The sequence below is a fragment of the Flavobacterium sp. AG291 genome (genome assembly GCF_003350375.1).
Lineage (GTDB): Bacteria > Bacteroidota > Bacteroidia > Flavobacteriales > Flavobacteriaceae > Flavobacterium > Flavobacterium suzhouense.
Map to the genome: position 1 here is coordinate 140,403 of NZ_QQAR01000002.1, position 20,593 is coordinate 160,995.

The following is a 20,593-nucleotide window of genomic DNA, read 5'->3' on the forward strand; positions in this document are numbered from 1 at the left end:
TATTTCTAATTTTTTCCTTTCATTACTTTAACAGATTCGTCACCCTTATCTGTTCTCACTTCAACAATGTAAATACCTTCCGGATAAGAACCTAAGTCAATGGGTATGGTTCGGTCTTTGACCGAAAAACTTTGCAACTGTCTCCCTGCAAGATCAAAAATGGATAAGGTGCCGTTCATATATTCAAACCCAACAATAATGTTGGTAAACTGAAGTGCAGGATTGGGAATGGCTTCCAGATTGAGTTTCTTTTCTTCTTTTTTCTTTTCTTTATCTTTTAACTTGACAACCCAAAAGTCAGCCTTGCCCTGTGCATTATTCCTGTCACGTGAAACTTCACCCTTTGATGTGCCCGCAAGTATATATCCTCCGTCACGGGTTTCAACTACTTTTCTAAGTATATCCTCCCCGTTACTGCCTACTGTTTCTTTCCATAATTCTTCACCCTCAGAAGAAATTTTTAAAGCGATATAATCATTGATCTCTTTTTTGTCTTTTTTGTTTGTACCCATAGTTTCACTTTGAGCATAGCCTCCCAATAAAATAGTCCCATCGGCATTTTCAACAGCAGAACTCAAGATATCGGTCTTACCAGTATCATACGTTTGCTGCCACTGGATTTCTCCTTTTTCATCAAGTTTAATAACCCAGAAATCTGTCCCCTTTTTGTTTGATTTGCTTTTATTTCCCGAGGTCGCTGAAGCTGAATCTCCAGCTATAATATAACCTTTGTCGTTAGTTTGAACTACTGAATACAAATGGTCATCATCGTTTCCTCCGAGGGTTTGTTGCCATTCAATATCTCCATCTTTATTGAGTTTTAAAACCCAAAAATCACCTTCACCATATCCCGAATGAGATTTATCCTTTGAGGCTGGGGAATTAGAATACCCCCCAACTAAAAAGCCTCCATCTTCAGTTACGATTAGGCTTTCTAAAACATCCGCATATTGTCCTCCATAAGTCTTTTGCCATTTGATTTCTCCATTTTCATCAAGTTTGATGATCCAGTAATCGGTATTTCCCAAACTTTTTTCAGTCTTTCCATATTTGTCTTTTCCTCCATTAAGAATTTTGAGACTTACATCGGAATCAGAGCTACCTCCAACTATATAACCTTTATCAGGTGTTTGGATAATAGTTTTAACCAAATCTCTACCACTTCCACCTATTGTTCTTTGCCATTCTTCATTACCTTTTGCGTTCAATTTAATTATCCAAAAGTCCAAATTCCCTCGACAAGAATCTTTTTTATGAAGTCCAATACCCGATTCTGAGGATCCCGCGAGAATGAATCCTCCATCTGAAGTATTACGAATACTGTTTAAAAAATCGGCACCGGAACCTCCAAAACTTTTTTGCCAATCCAGTTCTCCATCCTCATTCATTTTCCACACCCAGTAATCAAGGTCTCCCTCATTATCGGATGTTTTATTGCCGGTTTTTTTTGAAACCGAACTTCCCGCAAGAATAAATCCATAGTCAGCGGTTGGCTGCACATCGAAAAGATAATCCCCATGTTTACCTCCAAAAGATTTTTCCCATAATAAATCTTGGGCATGCAGGTTCAGACAGCACAAGAGTGCTAAATAAAAGTTAATTTTGTTCAGACAATACATTGTAAAATTTTATTAAATCGGCGCAAATTTATAAAGGTAATTTCACATAAAATTACGGTAAAACCGTAATTTTATATTAGCAAATCAATATCCGTTTAGATATAAGAATTGTTAATCTGTATCAAGTTTTGTAATAATTATAATCTCTTGTAAAAATGTCTCAATGTTTCTGACGGCTTTTTATTATAAGTCAGAAGTAATCGACTGAAATTATTTTTTATGCAGAATATATCATATTAAATTATTACATTTACTATGGAAAAATAACTTCTTAGTTACCCTATCGGTTACTTTTCATTGAATACATATTGAAAAACGCCCATTTTGAAAGGGATTAAAATAAAGGTTACGGAGCCTCTTCCTCCGCTTAAAAAAGCCCTTTAGATTTTTATCTAAAGGGCTTTTTATTTTAGCTGTTTTGACTACATATAATTAAGAAACAACATTTAAAATTTTAAATAATTTATTGACCAAATAGTTTAGTTTTTGATCTGTAATTTTTTATTAAAAAATAAAGGCTTATTCATTTGCAAAACCAAAAAACCTTACTATATTTGCAACCGCAATGAGGGAACGAATTGCAAAACATATTGGAGGAATGGCAGAGTGGTCGATTGCGGCAGTCTTGAAAACTGTTGACTGTAACAGGTCCGGGGGTTCGAATCCCTCTTCCTCCGCTTAAAAATAAACCCTTTAAATCTTTTTGATTTAAAGGGTTTTTAATTTATGCTAACTATAACAAAGTATAGACAACAACATAAACAAAAGATAGTACTGTTAAGCTGCCTTGAATGTTACTGTTAAAAAATATCAGGATCACCTTTACCTTCTCTAATTACAATAGGCTCATCACCTGATAAATCAATAATAGTTGAAGCTACATTGTCTCCATATCCTCCATCAATAACAGCATCAACAAGATTTTGCCATTTTTCAAATATTAGTTCAGGGTCAGTTAAATATTCTAACACCTCGTCTTCGTCATAAATAGATGTTGAAACGATCGGATTTCCTAACTGACGTACAATTTCTAATGCTATATTATTATCAGGTACACGAATACCTACTGTTGTTTTCTTTTTAAATTCCTTTGGGAGATTATTATTTCCTGGAAGAATAAATGTATAAGGTCCCGGCAATGATCTTTTAAGTATTTTAAAAGTCGAAGTATTTATCTGCTTTACATAATCTGAAAGATTACTTAAGTCGCTACAAACAAAAGAAAAATTTGCTTTATCGAGCTTAACACCTTTAATCCTGGCAATTCGCTCTAAAGCTTTAGAATTAGTAATATCACAACCCATTCCATATACGGTATCAGTAGGATAAATAATAAGACCGCCGTCACGTAAAATCTTTACTACGCGATCTATCTCTCTCTCATTTGGGTTCTCTGGATAAATCTTTATAAACTGAGCCATTGGAATAGTAATTTGTAGTTTTGGTTAAGACAATAAATTTAGTCATTCTGTATGAATAGTTACGTTAAAGCAAACATAAACGTTTACCAATCATAATTTTAAAAATACCTATTTATTGGGATTTTATTTATTACGGGAACTTGGTAGCTTTATAAAAACATTTAATATTATGAAAACAAGACAATTACTAAAAGTTATAGGTATTTTCATCGTGGTGATTAATTCGGTATCCGTAACAGCTCAAAGCGTACAAAAATTCACCATAAATAATAAAACCTATTATGGGACAAAAGCAATACCTGAAGAAATTAAAGGCTATTACCAATATGAAAAAACCAAACAGCCTATAGTAGAAATTAACGAAGACGGTATGGGACAATTTCAGAAGCACGGTGTTAAAGCTTATCCTGTAGAATACTGGATACAGACTGATGAAAACGGTGTGATTCAAAAAGTAAAAAGTGAGGTCAATAATAATTACCAGGTGGTGCTTATTCTTTTATATGGTAGTAATGGTGAAACAGGATGGAGAGGAGAAAGCGCAGGAACTTATGATCGCATTGAAGCTACTGTAGCCTATGATCAGGGTTATGTAATTATACTGGGAGAGAGATTTAAGAAAATCAATTAAATCTTTCAAGCCAATTAAAACGTACTGATTAAAATTTTAAATCTATTCCGCAGAAGCATAAGTTATATAAGCATTTATATTAGTTATGCTTCTGCTCTATTTCTTATGTATAAAGTATTAGAATTAAGCATGAAATTACAAAAATTTTTTTTTTCAAAATTCCATTGTCATTTGAAATTTTATTAATTACTTTGCAAAACAAAGTTCTTTACAGCATCTTTATCGTCTCAACGTTTAATTATAAATTATGGTCTCACAATTAGTAAGGCTATTTTTTTAAACATTTACTTTGTAAATCAAAGTACTATTAAAAACATGAAAACAACATCTTTCATCAAAACTTTCAGCAGGCATTATATTTTATTTGCCTTGGCAGCTTTCTGTATAGCGCTTTTACTCGTGAGGGCAAAGATCACAGAGTCAATATTTTTCTTTTTTCTGATTTGGAATCTGTTTCTTGCTTATACTCCACTGGCAATAACATCTCTGATGCGACAGCAAAGCTATTTTATGAAAAAATGGTATTGGTTCACTCCTGCACTACTTTTATGGCTTGTCTTACTTCCTAACGTGCCATACATTATCACAGACTTCATTCATCTGAAAAAAGAGACTAATGTTCCGGTATGGTTCGAAGTACTGCTTATAGCATCATTTTCAACATGTGGAATGCTTTTCGGACTTGCATCCATGAAAGAAATGTTTACTATGATAGCAAAACGTACAACTGAGCGAACCGCATGGATTGCGTTGGCAGTCGTCTCAATATTTTGCGGATTTGTGATGTATGTTGGCCGATTTCTGAGATACAACACCTGGGACATTTTACAAAAACCGTACGCATTAACCGTAGATATATTATGTAGCCTTACAAATGCTGAAACCTGTAAGCCGGCATGGGGCATTACTTTAGGATTTGGCACACTTATGTTCCTGCTCTTCAATTTATATCATACACCAAAAACTAAAAAAAATTTATAACAACACTTTGCATTTCAAAGTAAATTAATAATCAATATGGTAGCAATAACGAATTTAATTGACACGCTAATCGATAACAAAAAAGCTTCCGTCACAATGGATGAGCTAATCAGTTATCCAAAAGACACTCTGGGTTTTCATGTGGGTAATTTTCTTTTCAATCACAGCCATGATGCTCAACCACAGCCCGAAATGATTGATATATTGAGGGTTCTCATCAATGAAGAAGTATCAGATAAAGAAGAGATTGCTATGCATTTCTATCTGTTTGGTAATGGCGATCTAGCATTAAAGAATCTTTTTGTAATTCTGACGGGTTCTCTGCTCTACCCTTTTAAACTCAGGTATTTCTATAAAAGATACAAGGATGGAAGAAATGCCCTGCGCTTTTATGACCTGAACCATTTCAGGATGCTCCACTTACCACTAGCAAGAATTAAAGACACTTTTTTAATCCGATAATTATGGAGTATAGATTAACTCAGTTATTAAGGCTGCCAGTATGGTTATTTGGTATATCCTTTACGTTTGGTACACTTATACTTCTACTGAATTTATTTGGAGATGAAGACTTAAAAGAGCTTTCTTAATAGGTATTTTATATATACTAACAGCTGCCTTTATTAACGCCTCAGTTTTTGCAGCATTGATTATTTGTTCGTTCATTTTTAAGGAACAGCAAAACAGAGTTTTACAACAGGCGGCAATATTATTCGTAAACATACCTGTAGCCATACTGTATGCATATATCGTTTTTAACGATCCTTTCGGACTAAAAAATCATTATTAATCACAAAACAAACAATCATGGAAACATTCGAAGACATTATAGAAAACAGGGTTGACCTTATACTGCTTCTAAGTAATTGGCTGTTTAAGATTACTTTGGGAACTGGCTTGATTTTATTTCTGCTTTTTTTATTCATACATCAAAAGCCTTTATTAATGACCATTGCTCTCTTTTATATGATCATTTCATTTGTCTTAAATATAACTGCTGTTTTACTACTTGTAGTGTTTTCATTTATGTATTCATATTACAGGCGATCCATATTGTTAAGAGCCGGAATGCTATTAATCAATATACCTTTTGCCTTCCTGTATATGTTTATAATCTTTTCAGCTCTCTTATTCTAGCTTTTCAAATCACTAATTATTAAAACAATACTATCATGGAAACAAATCAGGATTACAATTCATCTCCTACTCCCAAATTTAACGACAATCCAAACTTCTTTCAGTCAAGTACTGCAAAAATTTTAATGGTAGGGCTTCTTACACTTGTTTTACTTATTCCATTGCAATACGTTAAAAGCTTAATTTTTGAACGTTCAGAACGTCAAAAAGAAGTTGTAAACGAGATTAACAGCAAATGGGGTGGACAAGTTTACTTTTGCGGTCCTATCCTAAAAGTACCCTATAGCACTTATACAGAAAACAAACTGATTGATGAAAAAACCAAGCAGGTAACCATCCAGCGTTCAAGAATAGATCAGTTTGCTTATTTCTTGCCGAACGAACTGAATGCCGATGTTAATGTAAACACGCTTGAAAAGAACAGAAGCAATTATGAATCTGTGGTATACAACTCCGCTATGAAATTTAAAGGCAACTATACCTACCCTTCTTTTGGCGATAATGCTTTACCGGAAAACATACATTGGGATAAAGCAACTATACTGATTAAAACCAATAATATAAAAAGCATTACCGGAGGTGTTACTGTAAATATAGGCGGAAAGAAATATTCATTTGAGCCGGCTCCAAGCGATAAAGAAAATGATACTCTTTCTTCATTAGAAACCCAACCTGTAAATCTAATAACAGCCTTCACTACAGGCCCGGCTTCATTTGACCTGAACATCAATTACAAGGGAAGTGAAAAAATTGCTATCGTTCCTATAGGTAAAATGACACATGCATCAATGACTTCTAACTGGCCTTCACCCAGCTTTGATGGCAGTTTTCTACCGGAAAACAGCAATATAACCGAAAAAGGTTTCTCCGCAAACTGGAAGGTATCACACTTAAACAGAAGTTTCGGTCAGCAACATTTTGGATCCCTGCCCAACCTTCAGGCAAATACTTTTGATGTAAAATTCCTTATTCCCGTAAACCAGTACCAACAGAACGAACGAGCCTCAAAATATGGTTTCCTTGTTATTGGACTTACCTTTCTTGTATTTTTCCTTATCCAGTCGGTAAGTAAAATAGCAATACACATATTTCAATATTCCATGATAGGTTTGGCTCTTATTATGTTCTACACTTTGCTTATTTCGATCACTGAACACAGTACCTTCAGACTTGCTTACATTATTGCAGGAATATCTGTAGTAGTTATGATTGCACTTTATTCAATCTCCATTTTAAAAAATAAAAAATTCCCGGCTTTTATCGCTATATCATTAAGTGCACTGTACAGTTTTATTTATGTAATTATTCAACTCGAAAATTATGCATTACTAGTTGGAAGTATCGGGCTATTCGCCATATTGGGTGCGGTAATGTACTTCTCCCGTAAAATTGAATGGAAATAATCTTAACCAATCAACCTGATCCATTCAAAAAAGAAACCCTGACCGGATTCGGTCAGGGTTTCCCACTTTATATATAACAATTATAACTATTTAAGTTCTTTTACACGAATGAGTACATCAGACTCAAGATTAGTAACAACACCTTTAACGGTTATGTTATCTCCTACTTTAACAGCCCTGTATTGTTTAGGATCATCAAGATTAGGAATGCTTATGGTAGCTGCAAAATTACTTCCTTTAGCTGTAGTTATTTTTGCAGTATAACCATCTTTACCCTTATTGATCTCTGTTACTTTCCCGGTAACTTCAATAATATCATTGTCGATATGTTCAGTAACGGGTTCTGCTGCAGGTGTAGGTATAGATACTGTATCTGCAACTTCCTGAACTGCTGGTTCTGCTGTTGTCGTTTCTTCTGCTTTTTTATTGCACGATACCGCTAAAATAGCAACTGCTACAAACGCTATTGATAAAAATTTAATCTTCATATTAGCTTCTTTTACTCAAAGATAAGGCTTTTCGTATTAATGAATGTTAGCTTATTATAAAAAAAGCGGCTGCAAATTGCAGCCGCTATTATATCTATCAGTAAGACAGTTTATTAATGTCCCCCTGAAATCTTTTTATCAAAGTCGATACCCTGGCTTCTTAAGATACCTTTTACTTTCCATGCATAGAAAGCAAGGTAAGCGAAACAGATAACACCAACGATATAACTTATTTTAATATTAGTAGCATCGGCAACGGCACCTTGTATAAGACTAACGATACCTCCACCACAAATCATCATGATAAGGAAGTTACTTCCCTGAGTTGTTTTATGTCCAAGACCACTTACCGCAAGGGTAAAGATACAAGGCCACAAAGTACTACAGAATAATCCAACACTTGTAAACGCATACACAGATACCATACCTGTAGTAGCCATACCTGTTAGCAATGCTACAATACCAAGACCTGAGAAAAGCAATAACATTCTGGCAGGATTACCTTTACTGGCAAAGTCTGCAGCTATAAGAACCAGTAAAATCAGTCCATAAACGTAGAAAGGAGCAAGATCATGATCCATGAATGCATTCACTCCCAAAAATACACCGAAAGCCAAATATGGAGCGACGAATTTAAATACCTTTTGTAATGACACATTATCAGTAAATGCCTCAACAGCACCTCCCCAACGACCAATCATTAAACTTGCCCAATATAAAGATATATATGGAGCAACACTGCTTGTTAAGAAGCCAAGATCTTTTTCAAGATATGCAGGTAAATTAGCTGCTGTAGATACTTCAACTCCAACATAAAGGAATATAGCCAGCATACCCATTAAAAGCTGTGGATAGTTAAGTACCGATTTTTTTGTTTCAACAGTTTCTTCTTTCACGCCTTCTTCTAAAGGCGGGTGGTTTGGTAAAGAAGAAAATTTAAGAAGTATTGCAACCAGTACAAAAGCAGCCCCAAGACAAAGATAAGGTACTTTTACACTTTCCACACTTACGTCAGCACTAGCTTCAGACACGGCTCCAAAAATTGCAAAACTCACAATAAGCGGACCAATCGTTGTACCTAAATTATTAATACCTCCTGCAAGGGTTAATCGCTGCGAACCTGTAGTAATAGGCCCCAAAGCAATCGCCAGTGGATTGGCAACTGTTTGCTGTAAAGAAAAACCAAGTGCAACAATAAACAGACCTGAAAGCATTAATGGGAATGACCCCATATTTGCTGCCGGATAAAATAATAGTGTTCCCGCTGCTGAAATAAGAAGTCCCAGTGCCAGAGAGTTTTTATAACCAAGACGTTCTACAATATCTTTTTTTGTAATAGCAGATATAGCGATGTAAATAAGCGAACCTACAGTATAGGCTACATAAAATGCAATTGCCACAAGCATACTTTCTGTTTGCCCAAGATTAAAGGCTTTCTTAAATACCGGAATCAGGATATCGTTACTCGCCGCAACGAAACCCCAAAAGAAGAAAACGGTTACCAGCGGAATAAACTGGCCCCATTTGGTTTGTGAATTTTCAGAACTCATAAGTGATGTTTAAAATGTTAATGTGAATGTTTATTTGGGTTATAGATGTTTACGTTTTTATTCTGATTTTTTTATTTCTGTTGATGGGCCAATGCCATTATTATTAAAAGCTTCTATCCTGAAATAATAAGCATCGCTTCTATCCAGCCCGCTAAAATAATACTCATTTTTGCCATATACCATAATTGAGCCATATAATTTTTCAGGAGATTTACCAAAATAGATAACATAACCATCTGCATTGGGCTCCTGCTGCCATTTAAACCACACATTTCGGCGCTCCCCTTTTATTCTTGGTGACGAACGCAAAGGAACAAAATTCTGAACCATCCCGGGCTTTTGCCCCGATCCCTTACCGAATACCCTCAGTCCGCTTAAAGCAAACTTCCCGGTAGGCATTCCATGATTCTCTAGTTTTATAAAGCGTGCATTCGCAGGCTTTTGAAGCTCTATGTAATCATGCGGAGCGTCTTTTGTATTTTTACTTTTATCAACAAGCTCAGTCCATTTCTTACCATCCATTGATGAATAAATAATGTATTTATGTCCTGTTGTTGATGAAGGTTTACCCATTAGTTCCGCGTCCTGATCGGCATAATTTATTTGGATGGCATTAATAGTAGAGGTTTCACCAAGATCAGAAATAACATATTCGCCTTTATTCGCTGTTTTAGCCGACCAATAGGTTTTTATATCTTCATCGTTACTATAATTAGCCTGATAGCCCCCTAGTGTAGATGATACTTGTAGTGGTTTATTATAGTTTAGTAACATCCATCCTGAGAATGATGATAAACCGCTATGACTTTTGTTTTCAGACGGCAAAAAAGTTGGATAATCGCCATATGCTGTATTAGAATAAAGCTCTCCATTGGCGTCAAATCCCGAAGGCCAGATACCTAATCGTCTTTCAAAATTATTTTTAGTAGATATCACTACCGTAGAAACATGCCAGTAATCATTATTGTTATCCTGATAGGTTGCACCATGCCCTGCCCCTCTTGCAAAACCACCGGGTTTATAGGAGAAAGGATTGAATGACTGATACTCAAATGGGCCAAGAGCATTATTACCAACATAAACACCATCAGCATAACCACTGAATTCCGTTCCGGGAGCACCATATTGCAAATAGTACTTACCATTATGTTTTGTCATAAAAGCACCTTCGGTAAACGGTTGCAGAAAGGTATTATCGTTATGTTCGCCAAAGCGTTCCCAGCCATGCTCATCATCATTAAGTGCTAATACCGGAATAACTTCGCCTTCCGGCTGAAAGGTTTTGCGATTCAGTTGAACGCCATATAGCGGATACAGGTTACTCGAGCCGTAGTACAGGTACACTTCATCTTTTTCATTATCCCAAAATATATAAGGATCCCATGCACCGGCTTCGAACTTATGCACCAATTCTTTCCAGTCATCTACTTTTGGATTTGTACTCATCCAGATAGGAAATTCTTTGGTATGAGTTGAACCAACAACAAGCAAAGTATCATTTACAAATGAAACTGATGGTGCGCAAAGCTCATCATACACTTTATGTTCAGGTCTCAGGAATTTGCGTGGAATGAATGTCCAGTCCAGCATATTATCACTGTGCCAGTAGCCCCATTGGTTTGTTGAGAACAGATAATATTTATCCTGAAAGTAAGTAATTACAGGATCGGCTGTTGCACGATGTTTACCCTGTTTTACAAAATCCGGTATCGGGCAGTAACCATAATCTATATTAATAGGGTTACAGTAGGTTTTTTGCTGGCTATAGCCAAAAGATAACGCTAAAACTGCTATTGCTGTGATATACTTTTTCATCGTATTAAAATGATTTTAGCCCGACAAGCATAAAGTCAGATTTGATTTTAAGTAAATGGTCAATAGAAATTTTCATCGTCAAAAATTTTCTAAATATAACCATTAGTTAACGTTTTATAATAAATCAATCTGCTAAAAAACTTATCGAATTTTAAACTTGTCTTTATTTTTTTAAGGAATTCTATCGTTTGAGGTGAGGATAATTTAAAAAATAAAAGGCCATCATGTGAGAGATGGCCTTGAAAGTGAAGATCAACAAAATTTAAACTCACATAACTAACACAAACTTATCTTTTAATCCTGTGGCAGAACTACCGCCTACAAACACCTCAAAGTCTCCGGGTTCTGCGACAAATTGCATATCTATGTTATAAAACCTCAAATCATCCGGTGAGATTTCAAATTCTACTGTTTGTTTCGTTCCTTTTTTAAGTAAAAGCTTTTTAAAGCCTTTTAGTTCTTTTACAGGACGGGTTACTGAACCTACAACATCTTTAACGTAAAGCTGTACTACTTCCTCTCCATCATAATTTCCTGTATTGGCCACATCAACCGATATTTTCAGTTTTCCATTTGCATTAAGAGTATTCGATGAAATCTTTAAGTTAGAATATTCAAACTTGGTGTAACTCAATCCATAACCGAATGGATAAAGTGGACTGTTATCTGAATCAATATACCTCGACTTGTATTTTTGCTCAGGATCTTTTGCCCCTAGATATGGCCTTCCTGTATTTTTATGATTATAATAAATTGGTACCTGCCCTACACTTCTAGGGAATGTCATCGGCAACTTACCCGATGGGTTATTGATTCCATACAGGGTTTGCGCAACAGCCTCCCCTCCCATGGTTCCCGGATACCACGCTTCCAGTATAGCGTCCATATTGTCGTTTTCCCATGATAGCGTTAATGGCCTTCCGTTCATTAATACCAGAACAATTGGTTTACCCAATTTTTTAAGTTCAGCTAAAAACTCTTTCTGAATACCCGGCAGATCAATATCAGTACGTGATGCAGCTTCACCTGTCATATTCTCAAACTCACCCATAACAGCGACTATAACATCAGCAGAACGAGCATTGTCAAGCGCCTTTTGCATCATGTCCTTACGGGCATCAACAATTTCAACACCTTTATCAAAAGTTACTTTACCCTTTTCGGTAATCATTTTGTTTATGGCTTCCTGAATACTGGTAGCATATCCTGTCCTGTCGCCGGTTGCTGCCCACGACCCTATAATATTCCAGTCATCACCCACTAATGGACCTACAAATGCAACCTTCTGTTCTTTACGCAATGGCAGTATTCCATTGTTCTTTAACAAAACCATCGATTTATTTGCCGCATATAACGCAGCGTCAAGAAATTCCTTTTTATAAATGGTCGATTTTTCACGTTTCTCATCATTGTATAAGTACGGATCATTAAAAAGTCCCAAGTCATATTTAGCTTCCAGGATTCTTTTACAGGCATCATCAATTTGTGCCTGAGTTACTTTACCCTGATTCAAAAGTTTCTTTAGGTTTTTAAGGTAAATCCCGCCTACCATATCCATATCAACTCCCGCTTTGAGTGATAATTCTCCTGCATTCGCAGAATCCTTAGCAAAACCATGAGGTATCAGCTCATTTATGGCAGTGTAATCAGTTACTACAAATCCGTTGAATTTCCATTCTCCTTTCAGAATGTCCCTTAAAAGGAATTTACTTCCCGTTGCAGGAACCCCAGCAATTTCATTAAACGAAGTCATGAACGTTGCAACTCCTGCATCTACCGTTGCTTTAAATGGAGGCAGATATGTTTCTCTTAATACCCTTTCACTCATATCAACAGTATTATAGTCACGTCCGGCTTCAGCAGCACCATAAGCGGCAAAGTGTTTTGTACAGGCAAGTATTGTATTGGTAGCCATCAGGTCTTCACCCTGAAAACCTTTTACCCTTGCAAATGCCATTTTAGATCCCAGGTAAGTATCCTCCCCTGCACCTTCAGAAACACGTCCCCAACGAGGATCGCGTGCAATATCAACCATCGGGGCAAAAGTCCAGTGTATGCCTGAAGCAGCAGCTTCAGCAGCAGCAACTTCCGATGAACGTTTTGCAATATCAAGATCCCAACTTGCGGTTTCTCCTAATGTAATTGGAAATATAGTTCTATAGCCATGAATAACATCATAACCAAACAGCAAAGGTATCTTGAGCCTTGAATTGTCTAAATTTAATTTTTGGAGCTTACGGGTATATTCAACACCTGTAGCATTAAGTATCGAACCAACATTTCCTTTTTTTATCTCCTCTATAAAATTGTCTCCCCCTTTAGGCCCTGTTACCGTACCATCGGCAGTAAACTGAACCAATTGTGCTATTTTTTCGTCAATGGTCATTTTAGCCATAAGTTCAGAAACAAACTCGTTGCGGGGTTTAATCTTAGCCGGTTTGGCCTTTTGGGCATGTATTGATGCCGAACATGCCAATAAAAGGAAAATGGTATTTGTGAATTTCATTGTGTGAATTTTGAATAGTCTTGTTTTTTGAAATTAATTCAACGGATGCTGTGTCGACTGAAAGCCAAGATTCAGTAATCCCTGTTTTACTTCAGGAGCCTCCATAAAAAGATTCCATAGCATTCCGGTTCTGTAGTTTTCAATCATAGGTGCAATGGTACCCTGATCTATTGCCAGATAGCGTTTTGTTACCCAGTCATAATGTGGAGAGAAAGCATCATATGGTCCTGCAACTCCTATAAGTTTGTCTTTCCAGTCCTTATTCTCATAAAAGAATCGAAGCGCTTTCATACACTCTTCAGGCGCATAAGGAAATGATGATAATGCTGCGGTAGGAGAAATAACCCCTTTATCACTAACCGGAGAATGCGCATTATAACCTGTTGTACCGTTAGAATTTCTCGAATAACTTGCTGTAAGTCCCCAACAGCTATCACTATAACCCGTCCATTGCCATGGATTAGCAACACAATAGGCATACATTATTTTTGTGTGGTTCTGAACCAAATCCATGTAATTAGCATAAGTATCAGACAATCCTCTCGGATCAAGTCCTAAATAAGAATAATGTGCCCAAAACATTGGCCCTACATTACCTGTTGCTCCGTTATAATTGAATATAACAGGAATATTATATCGTGAACCTGAGTGCTTAATCCCACCATTCCTTGCCCAGCCCTCATGATAAGGTGCCGCTGTAATAGGATGTGTAGGCGATGCCGCTGCCATTATATAGGTGATAAGGCATTCATTGTAACCCTCAAGCTTAAAATTCTTAACCCATTCATAATTTGGTGACCAATGCCAATAAAGAACATTTTCGCCGCCTTTAGTATACCAGTCCCACTCAACACCTTTCCAAAGTTCATCGGCCTGTTGAGCCAGAGCCTGCTCTTCGGCAGAACCATTTTTAAAATATTCGCGAACGCATATCAGTGCTTCGCATAAAAATGAGGTTTCTACAAGATCTCCTCCATTATCATCGTTTCCAAAAGGTACAACCTTTCCATTTGTACCATTTATCCAATGCGGCCATGCCCCGTGAAATCTATCTGCATCCTCAAGGAAGTTCAATGAAGTCTGTAATCGTGCTACAGCTTCACCACGAGGAACAAATCCTCTTTCTATACCTACCAGTATGGTCATGATACCAAAACCGGAACCTCCGGTAGTTACAAGGTTTCTATCTAGTGAAGTATCATCAACATGATAACGTTCACGTGCCAGTTTAGAATTAGTCTCTGCATAGTCCCAAAAATATTTGAGTGCATCTTTTTGAGCTAAATCAAGGATTTGCTCATCAGTAAGGGTTTCTTCCACAGGTGGTGTGGTAGTATCATTATCATCACTTTTAGAGTCACACGATGAGCATGACATACAAAAAGTAAGGATAATAAAAAAGTGTACTATTTTCACAACAGTTGTTTTTTAGATTGATGATATTTTTGGGAATTAGCAATATAATTGGGGGCAATATTGCTCAGTAAAAAAGGATACAATTACCGGTAGGTATACTACCGGTAATTAATTTAAAAATTTGAATTATCTGCCAGCCTTTTCAAGCTCGTAAAGTGCATTAATATCTGCCTGGATAAGTACTTTTTTGAAAACACGTATCTCATCAATCTCTCCGTTAAGAGCCGCATTCCATGCTTCAGCATTGGTACCGTCTACAACAGAGTTAAGTGCTCCAATGATTGGGTGATTGGGTGTAAAGAAACTCATAGGCATAGGCTGTGTATTCCCATCTGGATCGTTATTTCTTTCTTCCCATGCAGAGTTAGAAATTTTTGCACCATTCACATAAAGTTTATTCGTAGCAGTAGCTGCATCCCACGTATAAACCACGTGTGCCCATTGTCCACCAATTTTGTTAGCATTCCATGTATGTGTGTTATCCATCCATGATTCTTGTTTGATCATGTTTACACAGTCACCTCCAAATGGAGTTCCATCCGGTCTCGAAAACTGGTATTGAGCCTTCATCTGAATAGAATCGCTTGATACTAACCCGTGAGTATTTCCAAAAATACTTAAGTTACCTACGTTAGCATCCGGACCTCCTGCAAATGAGATAATTGGAGAAATTACGCTGGGCCCATCAGCTGTCATTTTAGTGTTAGATATCTTAACCCAACAACTGATTGTAAGGCTGCTGCTCTGAATATTAAGGTTAGAAATAGAACCATAGTTTAAATATCCTGAAGTAAGTTTAACTCCCTGCCCTTTGACTGCAGTAACATAACTTGCTCCAACAGAATTTGCAGGCATTGCTCCTGAAATACTTTCTTTTCCATCTCCATTTAATGGCCAGTAAGCTAAAAGGTCAGTCGCTGCTACTTCATCAGCGGTATTATAACCTCCGATTGGAGGTAATGTTGAGCCTCCATCATCGTCGCTACCACAAGAAGTAAGTAATATACCTGATGTAGCCACCAGTGAAAACGCTAAAATTTTGATTGTCTTCATAATAAATTAAATTTAAATTAAGTGTTAGTATTAGTATCCGTTATTTTGAATTAATCTTCCTCCACTGGTCGCTATCTGCGATTGCGGAATTGGAAACAGCTCATGTTTCCCTGTTACAAATGTTTTTCCTACAGCGCTCATGACAGAAGGACCCTGTCCGGTTCTTATGATATCAAACCATCTGTCGTGTTCCATAGCCATTTCCCATCTCCTTTCGTTGTAAATATCCTGTAATGTGATACCTGTAATATCCTCAAGTCCTGCTCTTTCACGAATCTGATGCATTATATCAGACAAATCAGATGTTTGCCCTGATTCAAATCCGGCTTCTGCCCTTATAAGTAATACATCGCTGTATTTTAAAAGTCTAAGATTTTTGGCTGTATTTCCTTTATCATTATTCCATGATTCTGCAATGCTGCTTTGGTAGGCTTTATAGTTATATCGTGGATTTGTCCATGAACTTGGCGCTTCAAAACCATCCCAAAGTGTAGATGGTACAAACATTATTGTAGCATCTTTTCTCAAGTCACCGGTTGCGTAAGAATTTACCAGAGCTTGTGAAGGTATATTGAATCCCCAACCTAAATCAGGTGTTCCTCTCGGCCCCTGTACATTGGTATAATCTCTTAATCCATTGGTTAAGGTAGCCTGTACTTCAAATACAGATTCTTGTTTATTTTCGCCTACTTCACGCCAAACATCTGCATAATTTGGAAGAAGGTCATATTCTCCTGATCCTATTACATTACCGGCCATATTATATGCATCGGTCCATTTTTTTTGATACAGGTATACTTTGGCCAATAATGCCTGGGCGGCTCCTTTTGTTGCTCTTCCTAAATCACTGGGGGCATATTGTGATTTAGCTGGCAATTTATCGATAGCATCAAGTAAATCTGCTTCTATTTGTGCATAAACCTCTTCTTTAGTTCTCTTTGTGAATACAATTTCGTTAATGGCTTCCGTGTCATTCAGGTCGATTTTTTCAAGAACTAATGGCACTCCGCCAAAACAACGCACCAAATCAAAATACCAAAAAGACCTCAAAAACTTAACTTCACCAATAAGTCTATTTTTTAATGTAGGATCAGCTTCTAATAAATTCAGGTAATACAATGCATTATTTGCCCTGTAAACTCCTTCATATCTTCCTTTCCACACATCTTCAAATGATATATCCTGCGCATCAAAAGTCAGATTATCCATTTTAGCCTTATCTGTCCCTGTATCACTGGCTGTCGATCCTTTATCAGCATCATCTGAAGTAATACTTGTTATTCCAATCCATGAAAAGGAATACATGTTGTAATCGAGCATTTTATTGTAAACACCATTTACAAGCTGAATAGCATTATCTGGATTATTAAGAAAATCTTCTTCGCTTATCACATTGTTTGGATCCACATTTAAATCATCATCACAGGAAACAAGCGTTACCAATGCCAGAGATAATGCTACTAAAGCGTTATATGTAAATCTCATATTTAATTTTATATTTTTCATAGCTTAAAAACCTACATTAAGTCCGAATAAAAAAGTCTTATTAGTTGGGTATGCATCCAGTTCTATACCGGCCGTACCAAGCGGGTTGCCATTGTCATCTCCTTTAAGTTCAGGTGAGAAACCTGTAAATTTGGTAAACAGGAATGGATTAATTGCCGTTGCATAAAACCTGATTTTATCAACACCTTTAAATACCTGTGGCAAAGCATAACCTACGGTAATATTATTGATCCTTAAATAATCACCCTTTTCGATGTAATAAGTTGAAGCACGCGGAACTTCGTTAGACGGTCTTGGATTGCTTGCGTTTGGATTAGATGGAGTCCAAAAGTCTGTCAATAGCTCATTTTCTATATTCTCACCTCCAAAACGTTGTGCTTTTTTACCATTGTAAAGTTTATTCCCTCCCACGCCGTAAGCATCTACTGAAAAATCAATTCTTTTATAAGTAAACCCCAGGTTTAGTCCATAAGTAAAAGTTGGAAGATAAGAACCTGCAACTACTCTGTTATCGCTATATGTTAAGAATCCGTCAGAGTTATATCCTGTAACATCATATACATAAAAGCTACCTAAAGGCTGCCCTACCAGTACTTGTTTGGTATATTGCCCGTTACCTAAACCTCCTCCTGTATAATTTCCGAATAAAGAGCTGTTTACTTCAGTTAATTCATTTTTGTTGTATGAATAATTACCTCCAACCCAGTAATTAAAATCAGTACCTATAGCATCCTGCCATTTTAAAGTAACTTCAATACCTTTATTACTTACCGTTCCAACGTTTAGAGGAACCGCTATTGGTGATAACACCGAGGGTACTGCTACCGGTAAAATTGCATTTTCCTGTTTTCTGCTATATGCATCAAATACACCGGAAAGTCTGTTATCTAACATTGCAAAATCAAAACCAAGATCTATTTCTTTCATTGTTTCCCAAGTCAGATTACGATCAATGTCATTTGGTACATTCGTTCCCGGATTAATTACTTCTGTACCTCCAAAAGAATAATTATAACCTGAGCCAAACACAATTGAGTTAAGCGACTGGCCTGTATAACCATTACCTACTTCACCATAACCACCACGCAATTTGAAATTATTCAGGAATTTTACACCTTGCATAAACTCTTCAGATGTAAGTACCCATCCTGCCGATACTGATGGAAACACTGCAAATCTGTCATCCTCATCAAATGTGCTCACTCCTTCTCTCCTTACTGAAGCTGATAACAGATATTTATTATCAAAATCATATTCCAACCTTCCAAAATAAGCTACTGATACTATTGGAGTCTCTGTAACATTTTGCACCACAGATCCCGGAGCAACTTCAATATTGTTTGACGAAAGATTAAGGTTCCAGTAATTTGACTGAACCGGAACATCATACCTTGTTGCATTCATATATTCTGAAATCTGGAATGATGTTTTAGACATACCTGCAACTACTGTCAGGTTATGTTTTTCTGCGAATGTTTTGTCGAAAGTGAAGTAGTTATCCCAGTTATATCTATAGGAAGTATTTCTTCTTTGCTGTAGTGTATTTATGATAGGATTATTGGGATTAGCTGCTATATAATCCGCAACCTCCTGAGTAGGATTCGCGACTAACCATAAATTTCGCGTTGGAGTATAAGAATATCCTTTACCCCAAAGTGCTGTTGCTCCAAAGTTAGATGTGAATTTTAAGAAATCAACTATTTGGGCTTCTACATTAACCGCACCTATAAGAGTAACATTTTTATTTTGTTCGTTATTATAATATAATTGAGCGACCGGATTAGCAACATTATTAAACCTGTCAGAACCGTCAATAGAAACAAGACCTGTATTAGGGTCACGTAAAGGTTGTACCCATCTTCCATTGGCAAATCGAACAGGCATAATCGGAGCCTGCTTGTAAGCATTTGTAAAAGCACTTAATGGTTTTGGAGTAGTATGATCAATTGAAAGATTAAAGAATGGAGAAACTTTAATATTGTCATTAAGCAATCGGATTTCGTTTTTACTTATAACATTAGTTCTTTCGTATTCAGAACCATTTAGAATACCCTTTTCCTTATAATTAGATGCTCCAAAATAATACGTAGCATTCTCACCTGCACCTGACAATGAGATACTATTACTGATTACTTCTCCAGTACTGGTAATCTCGTCAAGCCAATCAGTGTTATAAGGTTGATTGAAATTAAAGTAACTGCTGGAACCAAGTGCAGCATTACCGTAGTATGCATAACGGTATGAATCTGCCATATCTACTTTTCGCTGAATGTACTTTTGTCCATAGTAGCTATCAACTGAAACTTTCACGTCTCCTTTTTTTCCTTTTTTGGTAGTGATAAGAACTACTCCATTGGAACCTTTCTGACCATAAATAGCAAGCGAAGAAGCATCTTTTAAAATGTCTATCGTAGCTATATCGTTTGGATTAATGCCATTCAATCCATTAGTTTCAATACCATCAATTACATAAAGTGGATCTCTCGCACCGGTAATAGTACCTAATCCTCTTATACGTACTGTAGGATTTTGTCCAGGTTCATCATTAGTAACAATATTTACACCTGCAGCCTTTCCCTGAATTGCTTGCATTGCTGACTGTGCAGGAGTTCTTACAATGTCGGCAGCTTTAATTTGTGAAACCGATCCGGTAACAGCACCTGCCTTTCGTGTTCCATAACCTATAACAACGACTTCCTGCATCTGATTTTTAAAAAAGATGGAATCATTAAATATAGAATCATTGGGTTGTTGGGCAGTAGGCGGCACCTGTGCAAACAATGGTACCGTTAGTAAAGAGAAACTAATATGGAGTAAAGTTTTCTTCATGGGTTAGCTATAAAAATTATGATTAACCCAAAATTAAGAACTAAAACGTTTTAGTACATCAACTATTCAGTACTCATTAACACATCAAAAACCCATAAAAACAACATAAAATATTAAAAAACAGATAATTGAAACAAGCCTTTGTACATCATAAAAAGTGTTAATGATGTAGTATTGATGTATAAAGAGTATATAAAAATTAATGCTTTTTTATATTAAATAGGCAAATTTTTAAATA

15 protein-coding genes and 1 tRNA gene are annotated in these 20,593 nt (G+C 36.4%); 6 read left to right on the top strand and 10 right to left on the bottom strand.

Annotation, left to right across the window (positions count from 1 at the left end):
- Positions 1-5: 5 nt before the first annotated feature.
- On the bottom strand, positions 6-1,619 hold the full coding sequence (locus DEU42_RS02670) for a T9SS type A sorting domain-containing protein (RefSeq protein WP_114756733.1): 1,614 nt from the start codon (positions 1,617-1,619) through the stop codon (positions 6-8).
- 592 nt (positions 1,620-2,211) lie between these two features.
- On the opposite strand from DEU42_RS02670, the gene DEU42_RS02675 reads away from it, so the two are divergent.
- Positions 2,212-2,296: transfer RNA gene (locus DEU42_RS02675), tRNA-Ser, on the top strand.
- Between the two features lie 123 nt (positions 2,297-2,419).
- On the opposite strand, the gene DEU42_RS02680 is transcribed toward DEU42_RS02675, so the two are convergent.
- Positions 2,420-3,040, bottom strand: coding sequence for an L-threonylcarbamoyladenylate synthase (locus DEU42_RS02680; protein WP_114756734.1), 621 nt, complete (start codon positions 3,038-3,040; stop codon positions 2,420-2,422).
- A gap of 169 nt (positions 3,041-3,209) precedes the next feature.
- Here DEU42_RS02680 and DEU42_RS02685 point away from each other — a divergent pair, with 169 nt between their 5' ends.
- From DEU42_RS02685 to creD, 5 genes are all read left to right on the top strand, one after another.
- Positions 3,210-3,671: a hypothetical protein gene (locus tag DEU42_RS02685; protein ID WP_114756735.1), complete on the top strand. Its 462-nt coding sequence runs from the start codon at positions 3,210-3,212 to the stop codon at positions 3,669-3,671.
- Between the two features lie 315 nt (positions 3,672-3,986).
- Positions 3,987-4,652 (top strand): DUF1361 domain-containing protein, encoded by a 666-nt coding sequence (locus DEU42_RS02690; RefSeq protein ID WP_114756736.1) that lies wholly within the window; start codon positions 3,987-3,989, stop codon positions 4,650-4,652.
- Positions 4,653-4,688: 36 nt separating this feature from the next.
- Positions 4,689-5,114 (top strand): hypothetical protein, encoded by a 426-nt coding sequence (locus tag DEU42_RS02695; RefSeq protein ID WP_114756737.1) that lies wholly within the window; start codon positions 4,689-4,691, stop codon positions 5,112-5,114.
- Between the two features lie 2 nt (positions 5,115-5,116).
- Positions 5,117-5,242 (top strand): hypothetical protein, encoded by a 126-nt coding sequence (locus DEU42_RS17720; protein WP_255418235.1) that lies wholly within the window; start codon positions 5,117-5,119, stop codon positions 5,240-5,242.
- 582 nt (positions 5,243-5,824) lie between these two features.
- A complete protein-coding gene (creD, locus tag DEU42_RS02700; protein ID WP_114756738.1) occupies positions 5,825-7,192 on the top strand; it encodes a cell envelope integrity protein CreD in 1,368 nt (455 codons plus the stop codon).
- 86 nt (positions 7,193-7,278) lie between these two features.
- On the opposite strand, the gene DEU42_RS02705 is transcribed toward creD, so the two are convergent.
- From DEU42_RS02705 to DEU42_RS02740, 8 genes are all read right to left on the bottom strand, one after another.
- The gene (locus DEU42_RS02705) at positions 7,279-7,680 is read right to left on the bottom strand and encodes a hypothetical protein (protein ID WP_114756739.1); all 402 of its coding nucleotides are present in this window, start codon (positions 7,678-7,680) and stop codon (positions 7,279-7,281) included.
- A 113-nt stretch (positions 7,681-7,793) separates the two neighbouring features.
- Positions 7,794-9,230 carry an MFS transporter gene (locus DEU42_RS02710; RefSeq protein WP_114756740.1) on the bottom strand — a complete coding sequence of 479 codons (1,437 nt, stop codon included), beginning with the start codon at positions 9,228-9,230 and terminating at the stop codon, positions 7,794-7,796.
- Positions 9,231-9,287: 57 nt separating this feature from the next.
- Positions 9,288-11,045: a family 43 glycosylhydrolase gene (locus DEU42_RS02715; protein ID WP_114756741.1), complete on the bottom strand. Its 1,758-nt coding sequence runs from the start codon at positions 11,043-11,045 to the stop codon at positions 9,288-9,290.
- A gap of 268 nt (positions 11,046-11,313) precedes the next feature.
- Positions 11,314-13,551, bottom strand: a complete 2,238-nt coding sequence (gene bglX, locus DEU42_RS02720; protein WP_114756742.1) for a beta-glucosidase BglX — start codon at positions 13,549-13,551, stop codon at positions 11,314-11,316.
- A gap of 33 nt (positions 13,552-13,584) precedes the next feature.
- On the bottom strand, positions 13,585-14,928 hold the full coding sequence (locus DEU42_RS02725; RefSeq protein WP_114756743.1) for a glucoamylase family protein: 1,344 nt from the start codon (positions 14,926-14,928) through the stop codon (positions 13,585-13,587).
- 165 nt (positions 14,929-15,093) lie between these two features.
- Positions 15,094-16,020, bottom strand: coding sequence for a LamG-like jellyroll fold domain-containing protein (locus DEU42_RS02730; protein ID WP_114756744.1), 927 nt, complete (start codon positions 16,018-16,020; stop codon positions 15,094-15,096).
- Positions 16,021-16,050: 30 nt separating this feature from the next.
- A complete protein-coding gene (locus tag DEU42_RS02735; protein ID WP_114756967.1) occupies positions 16,051-17,505 on the bottom strand; it encodes a RagB/SusD family nutrient uptake outer membrane protein in 1,455 nt (484 codons plus the stop codon).
- 24 nt (positions 17,506-17,529) lie between these two features.
- The gene (locus DEU42_RS02740) at positions 17,530-20,355 is read right to left on the bottom strand and encodes a SusC/RagA family TonB-linked outer membrane protein (protein WP_114756745.1); all 2,826 of its coding nucleotides are present in this window, start codon (positions 20,353-20,355) and stop codon (positions 17,530-17,532) included.
- Positions 20,356-20,593: the final 238 nt, after the last annotated feature.

Excerpts from the sequence above, each read along its gene's own strand:
- DEU42_RS02685 (WP_114756735.1), top strand. The coding sequence starts at position 3,210 with ATGAAAACAAGACAATTACTAAAAGTTATAGGTATTTTCATCGTGGTG.
- bglX (WP_114756742.1), bottom strand. The coding sequence starts at position 13,551 with ATGAAATTCACAAATACCATTTTCCTTTTATTGGCATGTTCGGCATCA.
- DEU42_RS02670 (WP_114756733.1), bottom strand. The coding sequence starts at position 1,619 with ATGTATTGTCTGAACAAAATTAACTTTTATTTAGCACTCTTGTGCTGT.
- DEU42_RS02730 (WP_114756744.1), bottom strand. The coding sequence starts at position 16,020 with ATGAAGACAATCAAAATTTTAGCGTTTTCACTGGTGGCTACATCAGGT.
- DEU42_RS02715 (WP_114756741.1), bottom strand. The coding sequence starts at position 11,045 with ATGAAAAAGTATATCACAGCAATAGCAGTTTTAGCGTTATCTTTTGGC.
- DEU42_RS02690 (WP_114756736.1), top strand. The coding sequence starts at position 3,987 with ATGAAAACAACATCTTTCATCAAAACTTTCAGCAGGCATTATATTTTA.
- DEU42_RS02705 (WP_114756739.1), bottom strand. The coding sequence starts at position 7,680 with ATGAAGATTAAATTTTTATCAATAGCGTTTGTAGCAGTTGCTATTTTA.
- DEU42_RS02725 (WP_114756743.1), bottom strand. The coding sequence starts at position 14,928 with ATGTCATGCTCATCGTGTGACTCTAAAAGTGATGATAATGATACTACC.
- DEU42_RS02740 (WP_114756745.1), bottom strand. The coding sequence starts at position 20,355 with ATGAAGAAAACTTTACTCCATATTAGTTTCTCTTTACTAACGGTACCA.
- DEU42_RS02710 (WP_114756740.1), bottom strand. The coding sequence starts at position 9,230 with ATGAGTTCTGAAAATTCACAAACCAAATGGGGCCAGTTTATTCCGCTG.
- DEU42_RS02695 (WP_114756737.1), top strand. The coding sequence starts at position 4,689 with ATGGTAGCAATAACGAATTTAATTGACACGCTAATCGATAACAAAAAA.
- DEU42_RS02680 (WP_114756734.1), bottom strand. The coding sequence starts at position 3,040 with ATGGCTCAGTTTATAAAGATTTATCCAGAGAACCCAAATGAGAGAGAG.
- DEU42_RS17720 (WP_255418235.1), top strand. The coding sequence starts at position 5,117 with ATGGAGTATAGATTAACTCAGTTATTAAGGCTGCCAGTATGGTTATTT.
- DEU42_RS02735 (WP_114756967.1), bottom strand. The coding sequence starts at position 17,505 with ATGAGATTTACATATAACGCTTTAGTAGCATTATCTCTGGCATTGGTA.
- creD (WP_114756738.1), top strand. The coding sequence starts at position 5,825 with ATGGAAACAAATCAGGATTACAATTCATCTCCTACTCCCAAATTTAAC.